The following is a 22,554-nucleotide window of genomic DNA, read 5'->3' as shown; positions in this document are numbered from 1 at the left end:
TCGCAAATCCGCCGCAATGCTGGGTGGTGCTTGCGAAGCCGCCGATCAACGTATCGACTGCGGATGTATATGGGCGGTTGCGCGCAGCGGAGCTGCAAGAGCACCCGTCCACCTCGGTTATGCTGTCGGCGATCGAACGTGGTTCGTTCGCCGACGTATGCGCCAGTCTCGGCAATGTGCTGGAATCGGTGACACTGGGGTTGTATCCCGAGGTCCGTCAGCTGAAAGAAAGCATGCTGCGCCTCGGCGCCGACGGTGTGCTGATGTCGGGCAGCGGGCCGACCGTATTTGGCCTTGCAGCCAAGGAAGCTAAGGTTGCGCGCATCTATAACGGTCTAAGGGGCTTCTGTAAGGAAGTGTACGTGGTAAGAATGCTGACATGAGAATGACGTTCTTCTTGATAAAAACCGTATAAAAATGTTATATTGTCATTATAATATTCGGATTTTATCGGGGGGGGGATAGCCGTTGAAGAAATTGAAGCGCAGTGCGAGACTGGTGGAAATGACACAGTACTTATTGGCTCGTCCCCATACGTTAATTTCGCTGACAGCATTCGCCGATCGGTATCAATCCGCCAAATCATCGATCAGCGAGGATCTTGCCATCATCAAGGAAGTGTTTGAAGGCGAAGGTTTGGGCGAGTTGAACACGTTGGCCGGCGCGGCCGGGGGCGTAAAGTATATACCGAAAACGGACAAAACGGCCGCGCTCCGCACGATGCACGGTATTTGCCGCCAATTGGAGCAGCCCGAGCGGGTGCTTGCCGGCGGCTATTTATACATGACGGATATGATCGGACAGCCCGCGCTGATGGGCGAGGTCGGCCGTATTTTTGCTTCGGCCTTCGCGGGCAAGGACATCGACGTTATTATGACCGTTGAGACCAAAGGTATTCCGCTCGCTTATGCGACCGCGACTTATCTGAATCTTCCGGTCGTCATCGTGCGACGGGACAACAAGGTAACGGAAGGCTCGGCGGTGAGCATCAATTACGTGTCGGGCTCAACCAAACGCATCCAGACGATGTCGCTGGCAAGGCGGGCGCTAAAGGATCGTTCGAGGGTGCTTATCATCGATGATTTCATGAAGGCGGGCGGCACGGTGCAGGGCATGGTGGATCTTCTTTCCGAGTTTAACGCCACGGTTGCGGGAGTCGGCGTATTCGTCGAGTCGGGAGAGGTCGGCACCGAGGAACGGCTGCTCGAGGATTACATTTCGCTCGCCAAGCTAACGAACGTCGATCTCAAGACCAAGCAAACCACGGTGGTGCCGGGCAATTATTTTCAACCTTAATGACGGAAAGGCGGATGCAAGAATGGGACAACGACCGGAACCGGTATCGACGGCGGAGGCGCCCGCAGCGATCGGGCCATATTCGCAAGCCATGAGAATCGGTAATTTATTATTCACGTCAGGTCAAATTCCGTTGACGCCGGAAGGCGCTCTTGTAGAGGGCGGAATAGAAGAGCAGACCCATCAGGTGTTTGCGAATTTAAGAGCGGTGCTGGCGACGGCGGGCGCGAGTTTCGGAGACGTCGTTAAAGCTACCGTATTTATTAAGAACATGGACCAGTTCGGTGCGCTTAATGACATCTATGCTTCCTACTTCAGCGACCATAAACCGGCCCGCTCAACCGTTGAAGTAGCCCGGCTTCCGAAGGATGTGCTTGTCGAAATCGAGGTGATCGCATCGATCTCTGTCGAATAGAATCGAATACGAAATTCTCTGAAAATTTATTTTAAAAACCGGCGCAAAATTTCCAAATATAAGAAGGATTTCGCTCGAAAGTGTGGAATTATACACCAAGTCTTCGATAGGCAAAGGTGGTGAACACAGAGTGCAAATTACCGATGTAAGACTCCGCCGTGTAAATTCTGAAGGACGAATGAAGGCGATCGCTTCGATCACCATTGACAATGAATTCGTTGTCCATGATATTCGCGTCATTGACGGGAACAATGGGATGTTCGTGGCTATGCCGAGCAAACGTACGCCGGATGGAGAATTCCGGGACATCGCTCACCCGATTTCGTCGACGACGCGCGAGAAGATTCAAGCCGCCGTTCTCGCCGAATATGAGCGCGCAGCCACGGAGGAAGAAGCAGCAATCGAAGAAGGTGCGTGAAATCCTGTTGTTCAAGAAGAGAGGGCCCAGGGCTCTCTTTTCTTTTGTGCGGAAAAAATGATATAGTCAGGTGAAATCCATACGGGCTTGCGATGAGCCTCTAACAGGCAACCGCAGGTTGGGGAGGAAAGAGCATCCGATGAAGAAAATGGCGATTGTGCTTGCGGCAGGTCAAGGCAAGCGTATGAAATCGAAGCTGTATAAAGTGTTGCATCCGGTATGCGGCAAACCGATGGTTGGACACGTACTGGATACGGTGCGGGATTCGGCTTGCGAGCAGACGGTTGTAATCGTCGGTCACGGCGCGGAGACTGTGCAGAGCTACGTTGGAGACAGGGCGGAATGTGTCCTGCAGCCCGAGCAATTGGGCACAGGGCATGCTGTACGGCAGGCCGAACGGTTGATCGGCGGCGAAGAGGGTACGACAATCGTGATTTGCGGCGATACGCCGCTCGTGACGCCGGCCACGATTCAGTCGATGCTGGCGCTTCATGCGTCCAGCGGCGCGGCGGCGACCATCCTTACGGCCGAACTGGCAAATTCGGCTGGATACGGTCGTATTATTCGCGGCGGGGGCGGAGCCGTGGAGCGGATCGTGGAGCATAAGGATTGCTCCCCCGAGGAGAGAGAAGTGCGGGAGATTAATACGGGGACGTATTGCTTCGATAACCGGAAGCTGTTCGATGCACTTGCACAGATCAAGAACGACAACGCGCAGGGCGAGTATTATTTAACGGACGTGATCGCGATCTTCAAGCGCGCCGGCGAGACGGTGCAAGCTTATTGCACGAACGATTTGGCGGAAGCCATTGGCGTCAACGACCGGGTGGCGCTGGCCGAGGCTGAGAAGCTGATGCGCGAGCGCATCGTTCGCCGTCATCTGCTGAATGGCGTGACGGTACAGGATCCTTCTGCGACTTATATCGAATCGGGCGTGATGATAGGTGCCGATACCGTTATCTATCCCGGCACCGTCCTGCGCGGCCGTACCGTCATCGGCACGGATTGCGTGATCGGTCCGAATGCGGATATTACCGACTCCGTGCTGGGCGACGGCGTGCTCGTGAAGCATTCGGTGCTCACGCAGGCCGAGGTCGGGGATGAGAGCGCGGTTGGTCCTTACGCCAATCTGCGCCCCGGCTCGAAGCTCGGCAAAGCTTGTAAGGTCGGCGATTTCGTCGAGCTCAAGAATGCTTCGCTGGGGGATGGCAGCAAGGTTTCGCATCTCTCCTACGTCGGAGACGCCGTTGTAGGCAAGGACGTGAACATCGGCTGCGGCGCAATAACGGTCAATTACGACGGGTTTAACAAGTCGATTACGGAAATCGGAGACAACGCGTTTATCGGCAGCAACACCAATCTGATCGCCCCGGTCAAAATCGGTGAAGGCGCTTATGTGGTAGCCGGTTCGACAATCACCCAGGATGTGGATCCCGGCGATCTAGCGATTGCGCGGGAACGGCAGGTCAACAAGCGCGGCTACGCGGATCGGATTCGATCCAAAGCGAAGCTGAAGAAAGAACACAACGGCAAGGTCTAGTCATAAGTTCCCTGCGCGATTAGTTTGCCGTCTGAATGGGTAACAATATAGGGATATCCCAGCGAATCGAAGGAGGTTTCCCTATGACGTTTACGATGAAGGCGGAGAAACGCCAGGTTCAAACGAAGTCGGATTTACGCCAGTTGCGGCAACAAGGCAAGGTTCCCGGTGTCGTATACGGTAAAAATATCAAGCAGCCGACGGCCATTGCGGTTAACGAGAAGGAGCTGCTCCACCTGCTCCGCTCGCACCCTAATGCCGTGCTTGAGCTTGAGCTTCCTTCGGCCGGAAACCAGCCGGTCATGATGAGCGACGTGCAGCGCGACCCGCTGTCGCGGGGCGTGCTTCATATCGACTTCCATCAAATCAACCTTAATGAAGAAGTCAAGGCCCAGGTGCGGCTGGAAGTCGTGGGCGAAGCGCCGGGCGACAAAGAAGGCGGTATTCTGCAGCTGATGCTGCATGAGTTGGACGTTCAATGTCTGCCGCGGGATATTCCGGAATCTATCGTGGTGGATGTATCGAATATGCAAATCGGGGAAAATATCCTGATAAGCGATTTGAAGCTGCCGAAGGGCGTTCTATTGAAGTCGGATCCCGAGCAGGTCGTCGTCACCATCCTCACACCGCAGAAGGATATCACGGAAGAAGAGGCGGAAGATGCCGCCGTGGAGGCGGAGGAAGCGGAAGCACGCGCCAAAGAGGCGCAAGCCGAGGAAGTCAAAACCGAGGCCTGAACTCGACTCTACCGCATCCTTCCGACAAAAATGGGCTGTCCCGACCGCGTAAGGCGCCGGGGCAGCCTATGTTGCTTTTTTGGGTATGCGGCTCAGTAGCCTGGCCGGGATATAAAGGTGAATTGATCCCGGTTATAGAACACGTTGTTCACTTTGACATAATCCGCGCTAAATTGTTCAATAAAGCCGATGTCGCTGTGTTCGCGCTCGCAATAGATTTGGATCGGCACCTCGTGTTCGATATGGTCCAGGAAATGCCGATCCTCGAACAAGTGCTGTCCGTTGATGTAGATCGTGGTTTCCTCGTACAAATCCGGCATGATATCATTGGTCATGTTATCACCTCTACCTATAATGACAATTTGGAAGAGCCTTTCGTTGCATGACAAAAAAAATTTTCGGATCGAAATGAGGCGAATGACGGTGAAGTGGATTGTCGGTCTCGGAAATCCCGGCGGTTCTTATCAAACGACGCGGCACAATGTCGGATTTATGGCGGTGGATGCGCTCGCGGCCAGATGGGGGATTTCCATCAATCAAAGTAAATTCAAGGCGCTCATGGGTGAGGGGAATGTCGGCGGCATCAAGGTTTACCTGTTGAAGCCGATGACCTATATGAACCTCTCCGGAGAATCGGTGAGAGCGTTCATGGACTACTACAAAGCGGCTTTGGAAGATATCATCGTCGTGTACGACGATCTCGATACGGAGCTCGGCAAAATCCGGCTGCGGTACCAAGGCAGCGCCGGAGGCCATAACGGCATCAAATCGATCATCCAGCATACCGGCACGCAGTCGTTCAATCGGGTGCGGATGGGGATTTCGCGTCCCGCGCCCGGTTTCAACATCGCGGATTATGTATTGAGCAACTTCGACAAGGCGGAGCGGGAGCAGCTGCACGCAATGGTAGAGACGGCTTGCGACGCTATCGAATATGCGCTCAACCATCCTTATGACGAGACCATGGCCCGATATAACCGTTAGTTTCCGGTGAAATCGGGCATACTGAGGGTATACCCGACCCCCAGGAGGCATACAATGGCCGTACATTATGTTTGCCGGCATTGCCGGACCCCGATCGGATCGCTGCAGCAGGAGGGTTTGACAGAAGCGCGTCTGGGCTTCCATTTCTTGACCCCCGAGGAGCGCAGCGATATAATAGCGTATAACGCAAACGGCGACGTTACGGTACGGGTCGCCTGCGACTTTTGCCGGGAGGCGCTCGAAGCCAATCCCGAATTGTTGCTCGTGCACAGTCCGCTTCAATAGCGGCGGCCATGACGGGCAAGAACGACACACCGACGAGTCGGCGGCCGGGTTATCCCGGAGGCCGACGCACGGCCTTGGCGTGAACGCCGAGGCTATTTTCCCGTTAAGCAATCGATTGAAGCAATCCTATTACGTATAAAAGCGCATACGTACGCGCCCGGCCGCGCGAAGGCTGGGGGCGTTTATGCGCATGTCGTCCGTTTGAAAAGAAAGTGGGTGCCCGAACGTTGAAGACATTAATGGAGGCTTTTGCGGCCGATCGTGATGTGCAGAATGTGCTTTCCGGCTACAGGCAGGGGATGCGGGAGCAGATGGTATCCGGCTTGGCGGGTTCATCCCGGCAGGTGATGATCGCGGTGCTGAACCGTGAGCTTAGCCGTCCGATGCTTGTGGTAACGCACAACATGTTTGCCGCACAGAAGATCACCGAGGATTTGCAGGAATGCCTGTCTTCGGATGAGGTGCTGTTGTACCCTGCGAACGAGCTCGTCGCGGCGGAAGCAGCTATCTCAAGTCCGGAGACGCTGGCGCAGCGAATGGATGTGCTGATTCGTTTGTCGCAAGGCTATCGCGGGGTTGTCGTCGTGCCTTTCTCCGGCGTGCGGCGGTTTCTTCCGACACGCGCGTTCATGAAGGAAGCGCAAATTCCGCTGAAGGTCGGCGATACGATGCCCCTGGAGACATTTTTGCGCCGAATGGTGGAGCTTGGCTATGAGCGCGTCGACCGGGTGGAATCGAAGGGCGAGATGAGCGTGCGGGGCGGCATCGCCGATTTTTATCCGCTGACGTCGCCGTTCGCCTACCGTGTGGAGTGGTTTGACGACGAGGTCGATTCCATCCGCACCTTCGACCCGGCGGATCAGCGCTCGATCGATAAGCTTGACGCGTTCGTCATACCGCCGGCCAAGGAAGTGATGGCGGACGAGCGGAGGCAGAGGAATGCGGCGCAGCATGCGGCCGAGCTGCTGGAGAAGCAGCTGGAGAAAATGTCCGACCGGCTGGCCAAGGAGCGGCTGCGCGAGGAAATCGGCGCAGAGCTGGAGAAACTGAGACAGCAGGTTTACTTCGCGGAAATGTATAAGTATATCGCGTTGCTTTATCCCGAGCGGGAGACCTTGTTCGACTACATGCCGCACGACACCCTGCTGGTCATGGATGAGCCTACCCGGCTGATCGAGACGGCGAAGCAGCTGGAGCGCGACGAATCGGAGTGGGCGACGCATTTGCTGCAGAACGGCAAGTCGCTGCCTGGCCTCGCGCTCGCCAGAGAAGGGGAAGAAGTATTGTACCACCGGCCTTTTCCAACGTTATTTCTATCGCTGTTTCTGCGTCAAATTCCGCATACCCAGCCGCAGAACATTCTGAATATCGTCAGCCGGGCGATGCAGGACTTCCACGGGCAGATGAATGTCCTGAAGGCGGAAATGGAGCGCTGGCGCAAGGCGCATGCGAATGTCATCATGCTGGCGGGCAGCGCGGAGCGGATGGAGCGGATGAAAAGGGTGCTGATGGATTACGGCATCGATCTGCCCTTCCTGATCGAAGGCAACCTGCAAAGCGGCTTTGAGCTGCCGTCGTCGCATCTGGTGGTCATTACCGAAGGGGAAATGTTCTCGAAGAAGCAGCGCAAAGCGGCCCGGCGCACCGACAAGAAGATCGATAACGCGGAGCGGATCAAGAGCTATACCGAACTGAAGGTCGGCGATTACGTCGTTCACCAGAACCACGGCATCGGCAAATACATGGGCATCGGCACGCTTGAGATCGGCGGCATTCATAAAGACTACCTTCATATTACGTATGCCGGCGGGGATAAGCTGTCGGTGCCGATCGACCAGATTGATCTGATCCAGAAATATGTCGGCTCCGAAGACAAGGAACCGAAGGTGTATAAGCTCGGCGGCAGCGAATGGACGCGGGTGAAGAATAAGGTCCGCTCATCCGTTCAGGATATTGCCGACGACCTGATTAAATTGTATGCGGAGCGGCAGTCCGCCCGGGGCTTTGGCTTCCAGAACGATACGCCGTACCAGCAGGAGTTCGAGGCGATGTTCCCGTATGACGAGACGCGGGATCAGCTGCGGGCGATTGAAGAGATCAAAAAGGATATGGAAATCCCGCGGCCGATGGATCGGCTGCTGTGCGGGGACGTCGGCTACGGCAAAACCGAGGTGGCGATCCGCGCGGCGTTCAAGGCGGCGATCGAAGGCAAGCAGGTTGCGGTGCTTGTGCCGACGACGATTCTCGCCCAGCAACATTACGAGACGTTCCGCGAACGATTCTCCGGCTACCCATTTAATATTCAGGTATTGAGCCGTTTTCGCTCGCGCAAGGAACAGAACGAAACGATGAAGGGGCTGAAGACCGGTACGGTGGACGTTGTGATCGGCACGCACCGGCTGCTGTCCCAGGATATTATTTTCAAGGATCTGGGTCTGCTGATCGTCGACGAGGAGCAGCGTTTCGGCGTATCCCATAAGGAGAAGCTCAAGAAACTGAAAACAAATGTCGATGTGCTGACGCTGACGGCGACGCCGATTCCGCGAACCCTCCATATGTCAATGCTTGGCGTGCGAGATCTGTCGGTGATCGAGACGCCGCCAGAGAACCGGTTCCCGGTTCAGACCTATGTCGTCGAATACAATGCGTCTCTGGTGCGGGAGGCGATCGAGCGCGAGCTTGCCCGCGGCGGCCAGGTGTATTATTTGTACAACCGGGTTCAGGGCATCCATCAAATGGCGGAGCAGATTACGTCGCTGGTGCCTGATGCGAAGGTGGCGGTCGGGCATGGTCAAATGTCCGAGCAGGAGCTGGAGAAAACGATACTCGATTTCCTAGACGGGGAATCGGACGTGCTCGTCAGCACGAGCATCATCGAGACGGGCGTCGATATCCCGAACGTCAATACGCTGATCGTCCATGACGCGGACAAGATGGGCTTGTCCCAGCTTTATCAGCTGAGGGGCCGGGTCGGCCGTTCGAACCGGATCGCTTACGCGTACTTCACCTATCAGCGCGATAAGGTGCTGACCGAGGTTGCGGAGAAAAGACTGCAGTCGATCAAGGAATTCACCGAGCTGGGCTCGGGCTTCAAGATTGCAATGAGGGATTTGTCCATCCGTGGCGCGGGCAATTTGCTGGGGGCGGAGCAGCATGGGTTCATCGCGTCGGTGGGGTTCGATCTGTACTCGCAGATGCTGGCCGATGAGATCGCCAAACGCAAAGCGGAGATGAACGGCGGAGAAGCGGCGGTCAAGGAGACAAACACGCAGATTGACCTCGGTATAGATGCGTACCTGCCGTCTGATTATATTTATGACAGCATTCAGAAAATTGAAATCTATAAAAAGGTCGCGGCGATCCGCGCAGTAGAAGAGACGGAAGATCTTCGTGAAGAATTGACTGACCGGTTTGGCGATCCGCCGGAGGCGGTCGACCATTTGCTTGCCGTTGCCAGATTGAAATGGTATGGCCGCGAATACGGCATCGAGCTCATTTCCCAGCGCGGAGAGGATGTTGCCTTGAAATTTACGCAGGAGGAAGCGGCTAGGATGGACACCAAGAAGGTCGACAAGCTGTGCCAGGCTTTCGAGAACCGGTTTGGCCGCTCGTTTGCGGCCGACGGCGTCACTCCGCTCATCCAGCTGCGGGGCAAAGGGCTCACCGATACGGACAAATTGGAAATGCTTGAGCGTTTTCTGGTACAATTTAATGAGGCTCTTAAACCGAAAGGGGAACTACAAGATGTTGTTCAATAAACACAAATCGGCATGGCAACGCGGCGTGCTGCTGCTACTCGCGGCTGTGCTTGTCGTGACGTTGGCGGCTGCTTGCGGCAAAGGCAAGACAGAAGGGGGCACGGCCGCTCCGGGCGGCAATGACGCGAAGACCGTGGCGACCTACAAGAATGGCGGCAAGGTGACGGAGACGGAATTCAACAAGTATGTCACGCTTATGGAAATCACCGATCCGCAGACGGCTATGTATTTGTCCATTCCCCAATTCAAGGAGCAGGAACTCCAGCGTTATATCGTGTATAAGGAATTTTCGAAGCAGGCGACGGATGAAGAGAAGAAAGCGGCGAAGGAAGAAGCCGATAAGTTCAAAGGCGAGCTGGATAAGGCGCTCGGCGCAGATACCGGCAAAGATTTGAAGGACAAGATGGCGGAGTCGAAGCTGACGTCCGAGGAATCGGCGACCTTCGCCGAAATGATGATCGCTGCCGGCAAGGTGATCGAGAAGAAATCGAAGGAGCTCGAGGGCACAATCAAGGATGAGGACGTCAAGGCCGAGTTCAATAAGGCTCCGGCGGACTACAATACGGTTACGCTGCGTCACGTTCTGGTCGCAACGTCGGATTCGGCGACGGGCAAAGAGCTTCGTACCGAAGCGGAAGCGCTGAAGCGGGCACAGGAAGTGAAGAAGAAGCTCGATGCCGGCGGGGATTGGACGAAGCTTGCGAAGGAATACTCCGACGACCCGGGCTCGAAGGATAACGGCGGCGCTTATGCGCCTACCCAAGCCAAGAAATGGGTAGCTGCTTTCAAAGAAGCGGCGAATACGCAGAAGATCGGCGTGATCGGCGAGCCGGTTCTGACGGAATTCGGCTATCATGTGATGAAGGTTGAGAAGCGTGATGTCGCGACGTTCGATACGATCACCGCAGAAACGAAAACGGAACTGAAGCAGACGCTGCTTGCGCCGAAGCTGAACGAATTCATGCAGGCCGAGCAGGACAAGCTGGCGATCAAGACGAATATTCCGCAAGAGACGCCTCAGACCGGAGACGGAACGACGAGCGGCGGAGCGACCGACAAAAGCGCAACCGATAATGGCGGCCAGAACGAGGGTACTACAGCTAAATAAAGCTGCGGCTTCATCCACAGACAACCCGGGGGATAACTTCCTCCGGGTTATTTGTCATGCGTTGGGTGCTGTCTTTTCCGGTGAAAGGCAAGCGCACGGTTCAACTGCCTTCGGATTTGTTAATTGTGTTAGGTATTATTACATTTATAGCATCGTAGGATGGATTTATTCAATAAAAACTAACATTAAACTGATAAAAAACCAAGACAGACTTGAATTTCTCAAGTCAACGGGTTTTTGTGTAAACTATATTGACATAGAGTATACATATCCCTATAATCATCAACAACGAACGAAAGAAAGAACATAAATTCATACAAACGTTCGGGAAAAGTAAATGTTTAGGGAGTGGGAGAATGAAGAAATCGGTCTGGTCCGGGGTTTTGCTTGTGCTTTTGGCGATGAGTTTGGTATTGGCAGCATGCGGAAAAAACAACAGCAGCGTGCCGGCAAGCGGCGGTGAAACGAACACGTCAGCGGAAGGCGGTGAGATTAAGGTCGGCATTCTGCACTCGCTCAGCGGCACCATGGCGATCAGCGAGGTGTCGGTAAAGGACGCCGAAATGATGGCGATCGAGGAGATCAATGCCAAAGGCGGCGTGCTCGGCAAGAAGCTGGTGCCGGTCGTGGAGGATGGCGCTTCCGACTGGCCGACATTCGCGGAGAAAGCGCGCAAGCTCATTTCCGAGGATAAAGTCGCAACGGTGTTCGGCGGATGGACGTCCGCAAGCCGGAAAGCGATGCTCCCGGTGTTCGAGGAGCTGAACGGACTGCTTTGGTATCCGGTTCAGTACGAGGGGCTTGAGTCTTCGCCGAACATTTTCTACACGGGCGCAACGACGAACCAGCAGATTGTGCCGTCGGTCACCTGGCTGCTCGAGAACCGCGGCAAAAAGTTTTTCCTGCTCGGTTCCGACTACGTTTTCCCGCGCACGGCCAACAAAATTATCAAGGAGCAGCTGAAGGCCGAGGGCGGCGAGCTGGTGGGCGAGGAGTACACCCCGCTGGGCCACACGGATTACAGCACGCTGATCAGCAAAATTAAAGAAGCGGATCCGGATATCGTGTACAACACGCTTAACGGCGACAGCAACGTGGCGTTCTTCAAGCAGCTGAAGGACGCCGGCATTACGGCGAAGGATCTCACGACGCTATCGGTGTCTGTGGCGGAGGAGGAAATTCGCGGCATCGGCACGGATGTGCTCGAAGGCCATCTGGCGGCTTGGAACTACTACCAGACGACCGACACGCCCGAGAACAAAACATTCGTTGCCAATTACAAGAAAGCTTACGGTGAGGACCGTGTAACGGCCGATCCGATCGAAGCGGGTTATATCGCGGTTTATCTGTGGGCGGCAGCGGTTGAAAAAGCGGGCTCCACGGACGTCGCGGCCGTGAAGGAAGCAGCCAAAGGACTGGAATTCAATGCGCCGGGCGGCAAGGTGACGATCGACGGCGACAACCAGCATATTTACAAAACGGTGCGGATCGGCGAGGTTCAGGCCGACGGCCAGTTCAAGGAAATTTTTGCGACGGATGGACCGGTCAAACCGGACCCTTACCTCAAGGGCTACGACTGGGCGGCCAGCTTGAGCGCGGAATGACGGCAATCTCGCAATTCAGGTAACCTTGCAGCACCGTTCGGAGGCGAAGCGCGGGAAGAGGCGCATGCCGCCTCCGGCTATCATATCTGGGTCGAAGCAGAGGAAGTGTTCGAGCCGTCGGATGCTTCCTTTGTTTTTCTCTAAAGCGATAAAGGGGTGAATTTATGGACGTTACGATTCTGCAAATGTTCAACGGACTCAGCGTGAGCTCGATCCTGCTGCTTATCGCGCTGGGCCTGGCCATCACGTTCGGCCTGATGAACGTCATCAACATGGCGCACGGCGAATTGATCATGATCGGCGCGTATGCGACATACGTGACGCAGACCCTTTTCAAGGACCTGTTCCCGGAAGCGATGTTCGGTTGGTATTTCGTTGCGGCGATTCCCGTCAGCTTTATGGCGGCTTTTCTGCTGGGCTTGCTGCTGGAGTTTTCGCTCATCCGTTTTTTGTACGGAAGGCCGCTCGACAGCCTGCTCGCTACCTGGGGGGTGGCTCTCGTGCTGCAGCAGCTTGCGCGTACCGTTTTCGGCGCTCCGAACGTGGCGGTGACGAGTCCTGAATGGCTGAACGGCGGATTGACGGTGATGGATGGCCTCGTGTTTCCGTATAAGCGCATATTCATCATCGGCTTGGTTGCAGCGACGCTGTTCGTTATGTACCTGTACATTTACCGCAGCCATGCCGGACGCCGGATGCGCGCTGTCATGCAGAACCGCGACATGGCCGCCTGCCTCGGCGTTTCGACGCGGCGAGTGGACGCGCTCACGTTCGCGATCGGTTCGGGTATCGCTGGCATTGCCGGATGCGCGCTGACCTTGATGGGGCCGATCGGTCCCTCGCTCGGCACGTATTACATCGTCGATGCATTCATGGTCGTCGTGCTGGGCGGCGTCGGTAAATTAATCGGCACCGTGATCGGCGCCGTCGGCATCGGAATGACGAATACGTTGTTCGAATACTGGACGACCGCGTCGCTCGGCAAAGTGCTCGTATTTTTGTGCATCGTGGCGTTCCTGCAATGGAAGCCGAAAGGGCTTGTGGCGATGCGAACGCGCTCGCTCGACTCCTGACCCGGAAGCGACAAATGAAGAAGAGGTGATGCAGCTTGGAATTGCAAATGCGAACAATGACGCCGCAGCGCATCCTTGTGCTGATCGGCTATGCGGCGGCTGCCGTCGCGCTGTTCTGCGCGCCGCTGTATTTGAGTGATTTTCGGCTGAATCTGCTGGCTAAATTTCTGGCGTTTGCGATCGTGGCGCTGGGGCTTGATCTCATATGGGGCTACACGGGCATTCTCAGCCTGGGACACGGTGTGTTTTTCGGGCTCGGTGCCTATGCGATGGCGATGTATCTGAAACTGGAGGCGAGCGGCGGCAAGCTGCCGGACTTCATGAACTGGAGCGGCCTGACGAGTCTTCCATGGTTCTGGAAGCCGTTCGGGAGCTTCGGCTTTGCGGTGGCCGCCGGCCTGCTGCTCCCCGCCTTGCTCGCGCTTGTGCTCGGTTTCTTCACGTTCCGGAACCGGATCAGGGGCGTGTACTTCACGATCCTGACACAGGCGCTCGTCATCATCACGACGACGCTGTTTATCGGCCAGCAGGCTTTTACGGGCGGAACGAACGGCGTGACGGGCTTCGGCACGCTTTTCGGCCAATCGCTCGGCAAGGCGGAAACGAAGCAAATCCTGTATTTCGTTACGGTTATCGCGTTGTTCGCCGCTTTCGTGCTGTGCCGCTATATCGTGGGAAGCCGGTTCGGACGCGTCATGCGGGCGATCCGCGACGGTGAGAACCGGGCGCGGTTTATCGGTTATAATCCGGCGGTGTACCAAATGCTCGTGTTTTGCGTATCGGCAGCTCTGGCGGGATTGGCGGGCATGCTGTTCGTGCTGCACGTCGGCATCATTTCGCCGTCGATGATGGGGATCGTGCCTTCCATCGAGATGGTGCTCTGGGTTGCGATCGGGGGCCGCGGCACGCTGATCGGCGCCGCGCTGGGCGCGATTCTGATGAACGCCGCCAAAAGCACATTCAGCGAATCGTACCCGGAGCTGTGGACGATGTTTCTCGGCCTGTTGTTCGTCATCGTCGTCGTATTTCTGCCGAAGGGCTTGGCGGGATTATTCCCGCAGATCAAATTGCGCAAGAGGAGGGGGATGGAGCATGAAGGAGAAGGCGTCCATTATTCTGCATTGTAACGCCGTGACGGTGGAGTTCGACGGGTTCAAGGCCGTGCAAGGAATGGATTTTGAATTGAAGCGGGGGGAGCTCCGGTTCCTGATCGGGCCCAACGGCGCGGGCAAAACGACGATGCTGGACGTGATCTGCGGCAAGGTGAGGCCAACGGCCGGCAAGGTGCTGTTCAAAGGCTCGGTCGACATTACCCGCAAAAAGGAGCACGCCATCGCGGAGCTTGGCATCGGCCGCAAATTCCAGACACCATCGATTTTTCATACCCTTACCGTGTTCGAAAATCTTGAAATCGCGATGAGCCAGAACCGCGGGGTGTTCGCGACGCTCAGGGCTAGAATGCGCAACGAGGACCGCGAGCGGATGATGAACCAGCTTGCGATGATCGGCCTGGAGGCGAAGGCGCAGTGGCGGGCCGGCCGCTTGTCCCACGGTGAGAAGCAGTGGCTGGAGATCGGCATGATGCTGCTGCAGGAGCCGGAAATTTTGCTGCTCGACGAGCCGGTTGCGGGCATGACGGATAAGGAAACCGACAAGACCGGCGAGCTGCTTCATGCCATCGCGAAGAAGCGGTCGGTCGTGGTCGTCGAGCATGACATGGAGTTCGTCCGGAACTTTGCGAGCAAGGTGACGGTTATGCATGAAGGCAAGCTGCTGAAGGAAGGCTCCATGGACGAAGTGCAGGGAGACGACCGGGTGGCGGAGGTCTATCTGGGCAAAAGGCGGGATGCGGATGCTGGCCGTACAACAGCTTGAGTCGGGCTATGGCGAGAGCGTCATTTTACGGGACGTGTCGCTGAGGGTAGGGCCGGGGCAGGTGGTCTGTCTTCTCGGCCGTAACGGCGTCGGCAAGACGACGCTGATGAAGAGTGTGATGGGCGTGCTCAAGGCGCGCAGGGGGAGCATTTCCTACAAGGGGGAAAATGTGACGAAGCGGACGCCCGGCTACCGCGCGAAAAGCGGAATCGGCTACGTGCCGCAGGGCCGTGAAATTTTTGCGCAGCTGACCGTTTATGAGAATCTGCTGCTCGGTCTGGAGGCAAGCAAGTCGAAGACAACGGTAATCCCGGCGGAGGCTGTAGCGAATTTCCCGGTGCTGCCGGCGATGTACGCACGGCGGGGCGGCGATCTGAGCGGCGGGCAGCAGCAGCAGCTTGCGTTCGCGCGGGCGTTGGCCTCGATGCCGGAGGTGTTGCTGCTCGACGAGCCTTGCGAAGGCATACAGCCTTCGATCGTCGAGGACATTCGAGATGTGATCCGTTCGATCAAAGCGGAGGGGAAGACGGAGATTCTGCTAGCGGAGCAAAGCCTGGAGTTCGTCCGGAGCGTCGGGGATTACTTCTACATTCTGGAGAAGGGCTCGGTAGCATGGAAGGGCGGTCTCGACGAGCTGAACGAGGAAATCGTGCTGAAATATTTGACTGTTTAGCATTTGTGTAATAATATCTAACATAATCATTGACAAGAACGAATAATTCGCTTTAAACTAGGGTTAAATGTTAGGTTATTTTACAATCAAATAAAGCTTCCGCTTGGGGACGAGAGAGTTCTGTCGGAAGCGCAAAAGCTGTCTAGGGTTCCGTTGATCCTGCAGAAGCTGAGACTCCGATAGCCGGGTCGAGGCCTCGCGCATCAAGCTGGTCCGAGAGACGGCGTATGGGACGGGACGGCGGTCAGCCCATATAACACGGAGGGATAAAAGCCTGGGAGACGTCTCCCAGGCTTTTATTGGTTTTGCGGCAGGCAAGGAGCCGTACATTTAACCTAGGGGAGTGGTACAGATGGAGAAAGCGGGCAGGAAAATGCTTGCCTTGTTGACGATGCTGGTACTGGCTTTCACGATCGTTGCCTGCGGAGGCGGCGCGAAGGAAACGTCGGGGGCCGGAAGCGGCGAGCCCATCACGATTGCGCTCAGTCCATGGCCAGGCTGGTACATGTGGTATCTGGCCGAGGAGAAAGGATTTTTCGAGAAGCGCGGCGTCAAGGTAAAGCTGGAGTTTTTCCCGGTGTACAGCGATTCGCTGCAGGCGCTCTCTACCGGGAAGGTCGACGCGAACAGCCAGACGTTAAGCGATACGCTTGCGCCCGCATCGCGGGGAATCGGCTTGAAGGCGGTGCTCGTGAACGACAACTCGTTCGGCGGCGACGCCATCGTCAGCAAAACGGACATCAACAGCATTCAGGATCTGAAGGGGAAAACGGTCGCGACGGAGCTCGGCACCGTCGACCACCTGCTGCTTCTGACGGCGCTGGATCGGAACGGGATGAAGGAGAGCGACATCAATTACGTCAACATGACGGTTAATGACGCAGGACCGGCTTTCATCTCCGGCAACATTGACGCGGCGGTGTTGTGGGAGCCGTTCCAGACGAAGGCGGTCAAGGAGGGCAATGGCAAGGTGCTTTTCTCCTCGAAGGATACGCCCGGACTTATTCCGGACCTGCTCGTCTTCCGCGAAAGCGTGGTGAAGGAGCGTCCGGAGGACGTTCAGAAAATCGTCGACGCCTGGTTCGATGCGCTGGACTACTTCCAGGCCAATCCGGAGGAGTCGATTAAGCTGCTCGCGGGCAAAGCCGAAACGACGCCGGACGATTTCAAGCTCGGACTCGACAGCATCAAGCTGTTTACGCCGGAGGATAACGTCAAGGCATTCGAGAAAGGCGACGATTACACATCGCTTGCTTACACGGGGGCGCAAACGGCTAAGTTCCTGAAAAACCTCGATATGATCGGAGACATCAAGGATATCGAAGCGCTGCTCGACCCGCAATTCGTGATAAAATCCGCCGGGAGGTGAATCGCTTATGCACCCGCCGAAACGCCGGAAACCGCCCAGGTTTCAGATTTACAAAGACATCGGAAATAAGCCGTATGCCATAACGGCGGGCTTGTCATTCGTCTTCCTGCTGGCGGTCTGGTCCCTGTTAAGCTATACGGAAGCCGTCAACCCGGTTTTTCTGCCCCAGCCGCAACGAGTGCTTATGGAACTGATTCGCCAATTGGGCAGCGCCGAGTATTGGAATCATATCGGCATCAGCGTATTCCGGGTCAGCGCCGGATTCGCGTTAGCCTGTCTGATCGGCATTCCGATCGGCATTCTGGCCGGGACCTTCAAATTCGGCGAGGCGCTGGTCGAACCGCCGATGGAATTTATCCGCTACATGCCGGCCGTCGCCTTCATCCCGCTTATTATGGTGTGGGCGGGGATCGGCGAGTGGGCGAAAATTCTGCTGATCTTTATCGGCTGTTTTTTCCAGCTTGTGCTGATGGTGGCCGACAATACGCGCCGTGTATCGCAGGATTTGCTGCATGCCTCCTTCACCCTGGGGGCGGGTCGGTGGAAGGCGATCGAGACGGTGATCATTCCGGCCATACAGCCGCAGCTGATGAATACGATGCGTCTGATTCTCGGCTGGGCCTGGACGTACCTCGTCGTTGCCGAGCTGGTGGCGGTAAGCAGCGGTCTCGGTTTCGCGATCATGAAAGCCCAGCGGTTTCTGAACACGGAGCAAATTTTCGTTGGCATTATCGTGATCGGCCTGCTCGGCTTGATCAGCGACCGGATATTCGCATTTTTGAACCGCCGCCTGTTCCCATGGGCGTAACGATCGAGACGCAACGACGGGCGTGTGGAGCGGTAAAGGAGGGGATATGATGGATCAAGCGGCACGTAATCGCGGGACGGCGCAGCCGGAAGCGGTTCCCGGGGAAATTACGATCCTCGGGCTCCATAAAGCGTACGAGTCGAGGAAAAGCCGGTTCGAAGCGCTTCGCGACATCCGGCTTACCGTTGGAGGCAACGAGTTTTTAACCATTCTCGGTCCGTCAGGCTGCGGGAAATCGACCCTGCTCCGCATTGTAGCCGGCCTGGAGGATGCGTCCTCGGGAACCGTCCTGCTCGATGGGGAAGAAGTGATCGGGCCGGGCGCCGACCGCGGTATGGTGTTTCAGGGCTATACGCTGTTTCCCTGGCTGACCGTCCGCGAGAACATCGAGTACGGCCTGAAGCTCAGAGGTGTGCCGATCTTGGACCGTCGCGGCGTATCAAGCTACCTGCTTCGCGTCATCAAGCTCGAAGCGTTCGATAAAGCCTATCCGAAGCAGCTGTCGGGCGGCATGAAGCAGCGTGTGGCGATCGCCAGAGCTTTGGCCAACCGTCCGAAGGTGCTGCTCATGGATGAGCCATTCGGCGCCCTCGACGCCCAGACGAAGCTGGAGATGCAGGAGATGCTGCTGGACGTATGGGAGAAGGAGAAAACGACCGTGCTGTTCATTACGCACGACATCGACGAAGCGATCTTTCTGTCCCAGCGCATCGTTGTGATGGGAGCGGGTCCGGGCCGCATTCTGAAGGAGTTTCAGGTAAGGCTGCCGGCGGAGCGCACCCCGGAGGTGCGGGAGCGCCCCGAGTTTCTGGCGCTGAAACGAGAATTGGCGCAATTGCTGAAGCATTAGCACGATTGTGCAATGGCGCGCATTATCATTCATTCATCATCCTTAATCCTAATTCGAGGGGGACTGGCAGCATGGGATTTTTCGATAACCACGGAGTCAATTACCGCAGGCCGATTCAGGACGAAGCGAGCTTCGAGCGCGGGGATTTGCACGGCATTCAAGCGGCGGCAAAGGAAGCGGGATTATCCACTGCGCGTCACGACGAGGAAATCCGCCGGAATCTGGAGCTCGGCCTTGAGGCTGCACCCAGCATCGGCGACCGGACAATTTCGACCTTCAGCCGCGGCGAATTGCCGCATTATGCCGGCATCAACACGTTTTTGAAGCTGCCTTATCTGGAGGATGTCAATCGGGTCGGCGAGTATGACGTTGCCATCATGGGCGTTCCGTTCGACATCGGCACAACATACCGCTCGGGAACACGCTTCGGTCCGCAAGCGATCCGCCGCATTTCCGCGCTTTACCAGACCTATAATTACGAGCTCGGCGTCGATCTGCGCGAGCAATTGAAAATGTGCGATCTCGGCGACGTATTTACGATCGCGAACATTGAGAAAAGTTTCGACCAGATCACCAAAGCGGTTTCGCACGTCATGAGCAAAGGCACGATGCCGGTCATTCTCGGCGGCGATCATTCCATCGGCTTTCCATGCTTGCGCGGGGTGGCGGAGAACGTGGAAGGGAACGTCGGCATCATCCACCTGGACCGCCATATCGACATCCAGGAGAAGGATATGGACGAGCGGATGCATACCACTCCCTGGTTCCATGCCACGAACATTCCGAACGCCCCTGCGGTCAATCTGGTGCAGATCGGAATCGGCGGCTGGCAGGTGCCTCGCGCAGGCGTGCAGGTCGGACGGGAGCGCGGCACGACGATCATGACGATCAACGACGTCGAGTCGCTCGGCATCGACAAGGTGGCGGAGATGGCGCTGGAAGTCGCATGGAAAGGCGCTAAAACCGTCTATCTCAGCTTTGACATCGATTCGATCGACTGCGGTTTCGTGCCGGGCACCGGCTGGCCGGAGCCCGGCGGCTTCCTGCCGCGCGAGGCGCTGAAGCTGATGGGCCTTGTCGCCAAGGAAGGCATCGCGGCAATGGAGGTCGTCGAGGTTGCGCCGGCTTACGATATCAGCGACACGACGGCGCTTCTAGCCGCGAGAGCGGTGCTGGACGTGCTGGCGACAATGGTGGACAGCGGCAAGATCGGCGGTAAATAAAAGCGAGGGGCTAAACGGAATCGAGCAAGCCTTGCCGGTCACGTTTATGCTTCCCAGACATCCTGCGGCTCTTCGATGAGCAGCGGGATGTTTTCGGTTGGCGCGATGGTTTCGTCCGGCCTGCCGCTGCAGCACATTACCGGGTGAAGGCCGCCGATGGCGCCGTTTGGGTGGGAGCGGCGCCGCTTTTGCTTTTACATGGCAGGCGGGGGTGGCGGAAGCGTTCGACTGCGCGCATAAGAAAATGGGAGGGGATGAATACTATGGTCAGTAACGCCGACACACGTACTCCCATTCCCTATAGAAAAGCCGGACGGCCGCAGGCGGTCCGTAACTCCAGTCGATTCAACATCTTCGAGGAAAGTGGGGCATCTAGACATGAAAGCAACTGGAATTGTTCGCCGCATCGATGATCTCGGCCGTGTGGTGATTCCGAAGGAAATCCGCCGGACGCTGCGCATTCGGGAGGGCGACCCGCTTGAAATTTTCGTCGACCGCGATGGAGAAGTGATCCTGAAGAAATATTCGCCGATCGGCGAGCTTGGCGATTTCGCCAAGGAATACGCCGAATCGCTGAATGAGAGCACCAACCATATGACGCTCATCTGCGACCGCGATACGTTCATAGCCGTAGCCGGCGTATCGAAAAAGGAATTTCTTGACAAGTCAGTCGGTCAGGTGCTCGAGCAATGCATGGAAAACCGGAAGACGCTGTTCGAGCCGGGCGGAGGCTCGTTCGAACTCGTCAAGGATCTGCCCGACCAGTACAGCTCAATTGTGATCGCTCCGATTATAGCGGGCGGCGACCCCATCGGCGCCGTGGCGCTGGTCAGCAAGGATGAGAATGTGAAGATGGCCCAGATGGAGACCAAGATGGCGGAGACGGCGGCCGGGTTTCTGGCCAAGCAGATGGAGCAATAAGACGAATGCCGACAAAAGCTTCCCTGGATAAGCGCAAGTTTGCGCGGCAGCGGGAGCTTTTTTGCGTGCGGTTGCAGCGCGGGGGCGGCGGTTGGCTTGCGGGGCCTGTGCAGGCTTGCGCTTTGGGGTATAATGGGACATTATGGGTCCGTTCATGCAGGCGGGCGGGGGATGAACCCAGGCGGTGAATAACTTAGCGATGGAAGCGCGCAAGGAGGCGGCAGGGCCTCATATGAATACCTTCGAGAAGGGAGAAGCCGGACGGCTTGGCGGACCCGGCGGCGCTTGGGTCCGCGGAGCGGCGCTGCTGGGCGGGGCGGCGCTCGTATCGAAAGCGATCGGCACGTTGCAGAAAATTCCGCTGCAGAACGTGGCGGGTGACCGTGTGTTCGGGTTGTACAACGCGGTCTATCCGTTCTATCAGCTGCTGCTGTTTCTGGCTGCTGCGGGCATACCGACGGCGGTGTCGCTGATCGTCGCGGAGCGGATGGAACGGGGCGACGCCGAAGGGGGCAGGCGGCTGGTGAGGGCGGCCGTTGTCCTGCTCGGACTGACGGGGGCGGCCGGGTTTGCACTGATGTGGACCGGCGCCGACGGCGCGGCTGCCTGGATCGGTGACAGGGCGGCGGCGGCCGCCGTGCAAGCATCGGCCGCCGCCCTGTGGTTCATTCCGGTCATGGCGGCGCTGCGCGGATATTTTCAGGGCTTGCACCGAATGGAGCCGTCGGCCGTCTCCCAGGTGGTCGAGCAGACCGTTCGTGTGGCCGCCATGCTGATTCTGCTCGGCATCGGGTGGCAAGCCGGCTGGAGCGACGGATCGCTGGCGGCGGGCGCGGCGGCGGGCTCGGCCTTCGGCGGAGCGGCGGGGCTGGCGGTTATGGCGCTGTGGTGGCGGCGCATACGGGCGAAGGCGGTCGTTGTGTATCGCAGGGCCGACGGGCTGCAACCCAATGCTCCCCTTTGGCCGGCGAGAGATGCGGGACGCAAGGGCCGTGAGGGCCGAGCCGGCCTATGGCCGGAGATGAAGCGGCTCGCCGCAGTCGGCCTGCCCGCCGCGCTCGGGTCGATTGCCGTTCCCGTTGCCGGCATCGTGGATGCTTTTACAGTGCCGCGTCTGCTTGCGGCTCAAGGCGCTTCGGCAGCGGAGGCAATGACCGCGTTCGGATTGTACAGCCGCGGACAGCCGCTCGTCCAGCTGGTCGTGATGGTTGCGGGCGCTGTGGCCGGCGCATTGGTGCCGGTGCTGGCGACGGCCAGCGCCAGGGGCGACCTGGACGCAGTGCGGAAGCAGGCATCGCTGGCAGTCCGAACGGCTTGGTGGACCGGCGCGGCTGCGGCAGTCGGATTGGTGCTGCTGGCCGATCCGCTGAACGTGGCTTTGTATGCCGACCATCAGGCCAGCGGCACCTTCGCGGTCGTCTGCGGCACCGCTTGGGCGGCGACCGTGAGCGCCGTATCGGCCGCGGTCCTGCAAGGGCTTGGCCGCGCCGGCTTGTCGGCCGCCATGCTGCTGCTCGGCGCGCTGCTGAAGGCTGCGCTCAATCTCGCGCTCGTGCCCGCGCTCGGTATCGCGGGCGCAGCCTGGGCCGGCGTGGCTGCCTTCACAGCCGCGGCCCT

General features: G+C 57.4%; 22 protein-coding genes and 1 riboswitch. Of the genes, 21 read left to right on the top strand and 1 reads right to left on the bottom strand.

Annotated features, from left to right (window positions below):
* From BG52_RS04575 to BG52_RS04550, 6 genes are all read left to right on the top strand, one after another.
* Window positions 1-383, top strand: a 383-nt coding sequence (locus BG52_RS04575) for a 4-(cytidine 5'-diphospho)-2-C-methyl-D-erythritol kinase (protein WP_397310884.1), incomplete at its 5' end; no start/stop codon positions are given.
* An 85-nt stretch (window positions 384-468) separates the two neighbouring features.
* Window positions 469-1,296, top strand: coding sequence for a pur operon repressor (gene purR, locus BG52_RS04570; protein ID WP_036584086.1), 828 nt, complete (start codon window positions 469-471; stop codon window positions 1,294-1,296).
* 22 nt (window positions 1,297-1,318) lie between these two features.
* Window positions 1,319-1,711, top strand: coding sequence for a RidA family protein (locus tag BG52_RS04565; protein WP_036584083.1), 393 nt, complete (start codon window positions 1,319-1,321; stop codon window positions 1,709-1,711).
* 130 nt (window positions 1,712-1,841) lie between these two features.
* A complete protein-coding gene (spoVG, locus tag BG52_RS04560; RefSeq protein WP_036584081.1) occupies window positions 1,842-2,129 on the top strand; it encodes a septation regulator SpoVG in 288 nt (95 codons plus the stop codon).
* A 139-nt stretch (window positions 2,130-2,268) separates the two neighbouring features.
* Window positions 2,269-3,669: a bifunctional UDP-N-acetylglucosamine diphosphorylase/glucosamine-1-phosphate N-acetyltransferase GlmU gene (gene glmU / locus BG52_RS04555; RefSeq protein WP_036584080.1), complete on the top strand. Its 1,401-nt coding sequence runs from the start codon at window positions 2,269-2,271 to the stop codon at window positions 3,667-3,669.
* An 83-nt stretch (window positions 3,670-3,752) separates the two neighbouring features.
* On the top strand, window positions 3,753-4,406 hold the full coding sequence (locus BG52_RS04550; RefSeq protein ID WP_036584077.1) for a 50S ribosomal protein L25/general stress protein Ctc: 654 nt from the start codon (window positions 3,753-3,755) through the stop codon (window positions 4,404-4,406).
* Window positions 4,407-4,498: 92 nt separating this feature from the next.
* Here the strand turns inward: BG52_RS04550 and BG52_RS04545 are convergent, their stop codons facing one another.
* Window positions 4,499-4,741 carry a hypothetical protein gene (locus tag BG52_RS04545; protein WP_223298917.1) on the bottom strand — a complete coding sequence of 81 codons (243 nt, stop codon included), beginning with the start codon at window positions 4,739-4,741 and terminating at the stop codon, window positions 4,499-4,501.
* A gap of 88 nt (window positions 4,742-4,829) precedes the next feature.
* On the opposite strand from BG52_RS04545, the gene pth reads away from it, so the two are divergent.
* The 15 genes from pth to BG52_RS04470 all read left to right on the top strand — a co-directional run.
* Entirely contained in the window at window positions 4,830-5,390 is a 561-nt protein-coding gene (gene pth, locus BG52_RS04540) for an aminoacyl-tRNA hydrolase (RefSeq protein WP_036584104.1), read from the top strand.
* Between the two features lie 54 nt (window positions 5,391-5,444).
* Window positions 5,445-5,675 (top strand): anti-sigma-F factor Fin, encoded by a 231-nt coding sequence (locus BG52_RS04535; RefSeq protein WP_036584074.1) that lies wholly within the window; start codon window positions 5,445-5,447, stop codon window positions 5,673-5,675.
* Between the two features lie 239 nt (window positions 5,676-5,914).
* A complete protein-coding gene (gene mfd / locus BG52_RS04530) occupies window positions 5,915-9,433 on the top strand; it encodes a transcription-repair coupling factor (RefSeq protein WP_036584070.1) in 3,519 nt (1,172 codons plus the stop codon).
* Window positions 9,420-10,541, top strand: a complete 1,122-nt coding sequence (locus tag BG52_RS04525; RefSeq protein WP_051587895.1) for a peptidylprolyl isomerase — start codon at window positions 9,420-9,422, stop codon at window positions 10,539-10,541. The genes mfd and BG52_RS04525 overlap by 14 nt, the downstream gene beginning before the upstream one ends.
* Window positions 10,542-10,897: 356 nt before the next feature.
* Window positions 10,898-12,145 (top strand): urea ABC transporter substrate-binding protein, encoded by a 1,248-nt coding sequence (gene urtA, locus BG52_RS04520; RefSeq protein ID WP_036584067.1) that lies wholly within the window; start codon window positions 10,898-10,900, stop codon window positions 12,143-12,145.
* A gap of 164 nt (window positions 12,146-12,309) precedes the next feature.
* Window positions 12,310-13,218 (top strand): urea ABC transporter permease subunit UrtB, encoded by a 909-nt coding sequence (gene urtB, locus BG52_RS04515; RefSeq protein WP_036584063.1) that lies wholly within the window; start codon window positions 12,310-12,312, stop codon window positions 13,216-13,218.
* A gap of 56 nt (window positions 13,219-13,274) precedes the next feature.
* Window positions 13,275-14,345 carry an urea ABC transporter permease subunit UrtC gene (urtC, locus tag BG52_RS04510; protein WP_036584101.1) on the top strand — a complete coding sequence of 357 codons (1,071 nt, stop codon included), beginning with the start codon at window positions 13,275-13,277 and terminating at the stop codon, window positions 14,343-14,345.
* Entirely contained in the window at window positions 14,311-15,093 is a 783-nt protein-coding gene (urtD, locus tag BG52_RS04505) for an urea ABC transporter ATP-binding protein UrtD (RefSeq protein WP_036584060.1), read from the top strand. Before urtC ends, urtD begins: the two co-directional genes overlap by 35 nt.
* Window positions 15,071-15,766 carry an urea ABC transporter ATP-binding subunit UrtE gene (gene urtE / locus BG52_RS04500; protein ID WP_036584057.1) on the top strand — a complete coding sequence of 232 codons (696 nt, stop codon included), beginning with the start codon at window positions 15,071-15,073 and terminating at the stop codon, window positions 15,764-15,766. Before urtD ends, urtE begins: the two co-directional genes overlap by 23 nt.
* A gap of 131 nt (window positions 15,767-15,897) precedes the next feature.
* Window positions 15,898-16,049, top strand: a riboswitch (guanidine-I (ykkC/yxkD leader).
* A 69-nt stretch (window positions 16,050-16,118) separates the two neighbouring features.
* A complete protein-coding gene (locus BG52_RS04495) occupies window positions 16,119-17,135 on the top strand; it encodes an ABC transporter substrate-binding protein (RefSeq protein ID WP_036584056.1) in 1,017 nt (338 codons plus the stop codon).
* 7 nt (window positions 17,136-17,142) lie between these two features.
* Window positions 17,143-17,943: an ABC transporter permease gene (locus tag BG52_RS04490; protein ID WP_036584055.1), complete on the top strand. Its 801-nt coding sequence runs from the start codon at window positions 17,143-17,145 to the stop codon at window positions 17,941-17,943.
* 46 nt (window positions 17,944-17,989) lie between these two features.
* Window positions 17,990-18,793: an ABC transporter ATP-binding protein gene (locus BG52_RS04485; protein ID WP_223298916.1), complete on the top strand. Its 804-nt coding sequence runs from the start codon at window positions 17,990-17,992 to the stop codon at window positions 18,791-18,793.
* A gap of 71 nt (window positions 18,794-18,864) precedes the next feature.
* A complete protein-coding gene (locus BG52_RS04480) occupies window positions 18,865-20,016 on the top strand; it encodes an agmatinase family protein (protein WP_081793571.1) in 1,152 nt (383 codons plus the stop codon).
* 378 nt (window positions 20,017-20,394) lie between these two features.
* Window positions 20,395-20,937 (top strand): stage V sporulation protein T, encoded by a 543-nt coding sequence (gene spoVT, locus BG52_RS04475; RefSeq protein WP_036584050.1) that lies wholly within the window; start codon window positions 20,395-20,397, stop codon window positions 20,935-20,937.
* Window positions 20,938-21,121: 184 nt separating this feature from the next.
* On the top strand, window positions 21,122-22,554 hold a 1,433-nt coding region (locus BG52_RS04470), incomplete at its 3' end, for an oligosaccharide flippase family protein (RefSeq protein WP_144340733.1).

The sequence above is a fragment of the Paenibacillus darwinianus genome (genome assembly GCF_000598065.1).
Taxonomy (GTDB): domain Bacteria; phylum Bacillota; class Bacilli; order Paenibacillales; family Paenibacillaceae; genus Paenibacillus_I; species Paenibacillus_I darwinianus.
The sequence above is the reverse complement of the archived record's forward strand: the minus strand, read 5'-3'. Positions and strand labels throughout refer to the sequence as shown.

Excerpts from the sequence above, each read along its gene's own strand:
- BG52_RS04565 (WP_036584083.1), top strand. The coding sequence starts at position 1,319 with ATGGGACAACGACCGGAACCGGTATCGACGGCGGAGGCGCCCGCAGCG.
- glmU (WP_036584080.1), top strand. The coding sequence starts at position 2,269 with ATGAAGAAAATGGCGATTGTGCTTGCGGCAGGTCAAGGCAAGCGTATG.
- BG52_RS04550 (WP_036584077.1), top strand. The coding sequence starts at position 3,753 with ATGACGTTTACGATGAAGGCGGAGAAACGCCAGGTTCAAACGAAGTCG.
- BG52_RS04545 (WP_223298917.1), bottom strand. The coding sequence starts at position 4,741 with ATGACCAATGATATCATGCCGGATTTGTACGAGGAAACCACGATCTAC.
- BG52_RS04535 (WP_036584074.1), top strand. The coding sequence starts at position 5,445 with ATGGCCGTACATTATGTTTGCCGGCATTGCCGGACCCCGATCGGATCG.
- mfd (WP_036584070.1), top strand. The coding sequence starts at position 5,915 with ATGGAGGCTTTTGCGGCCGATCGTGATGTGCAGAATGTGCTTTCCGGC.
- BG52_RS04525 (WP_051587895.1), top strand. The coding sequence starts at position 9,420 with ATGTTGTTCAATAAACACAAATCGGCATGGCAACGCGGCGTGCTGCTG.
- urtA (WP_036584067.1), top strand. The coding sequence starts at position 10,898 with ATGAAGAAATCGGTCTGGTCCGGGGTTTTGCTTGTGCTTTTGGCGATG.
- urtB (WP_036584063.1), top strand. The coding sequence starts at position 12,310 with ATGGACGTTACGATTCTGCAAATGTTCAACGGACTCAGCGTGAGCTCG.
- urtC (WP_036584101.1), top strand. The coding sequence starts at position 13,275 with ATGACGCCGCAGCGCATCCTTGTGCTGATCGGCTATGCGGCGGCTGCC.
- urtD (WP_036584060.1), top strand. The coding sequence starts at position 14,311 with ATGAAGGAGAAGGCGTCCATTATTCTGCATTGTAACGCCGTGACGGTG.
- urtE (WP_036584057.1), top strand. The coding sequence starts at position 15,071 with ATGCTGGCCGTACAACAGCTTGAGTCGGGCTATGGCGAGAGCGTCATT.
- BG52_RS04495 (WP_036584056.1), top strand. The coding sequence starts at position 16,119 with ATGGAGAAAGCGGGCAGGAAAATGCTTGCCTTGTTGACGATGCTGGTA.
- BG52_RS04490 (WP_036584055.1), top strand. The coding sequence starts at position 17,143 with ATGCACCCGCCGAAACGCCGGAAACCGCCCAGGTTTCAGATTTACAAA.
- BG52_RS04485 (WP_223298916.1), top strand. The coding sequence starts at position 17,990 with ATGATGGATCAAGCGGCACGTAATCGCGGGACGGCGCAGCCGGAAGCG.
- BG52_RS04480 (WP_081793571.1), top strand. The coding sequence starts at position 18,865 with ATGGGATTTTTCGATAACCACGGAGTCAATTACCGCAGGCCGATTCAG.
- spoVT (WP_036584050.1), top strand. The coding sequence starts at position 20,395 with ATGAAAGCAACTGGAATTGTTCGCCGCATCGATGATCTCGGCCGTGTG.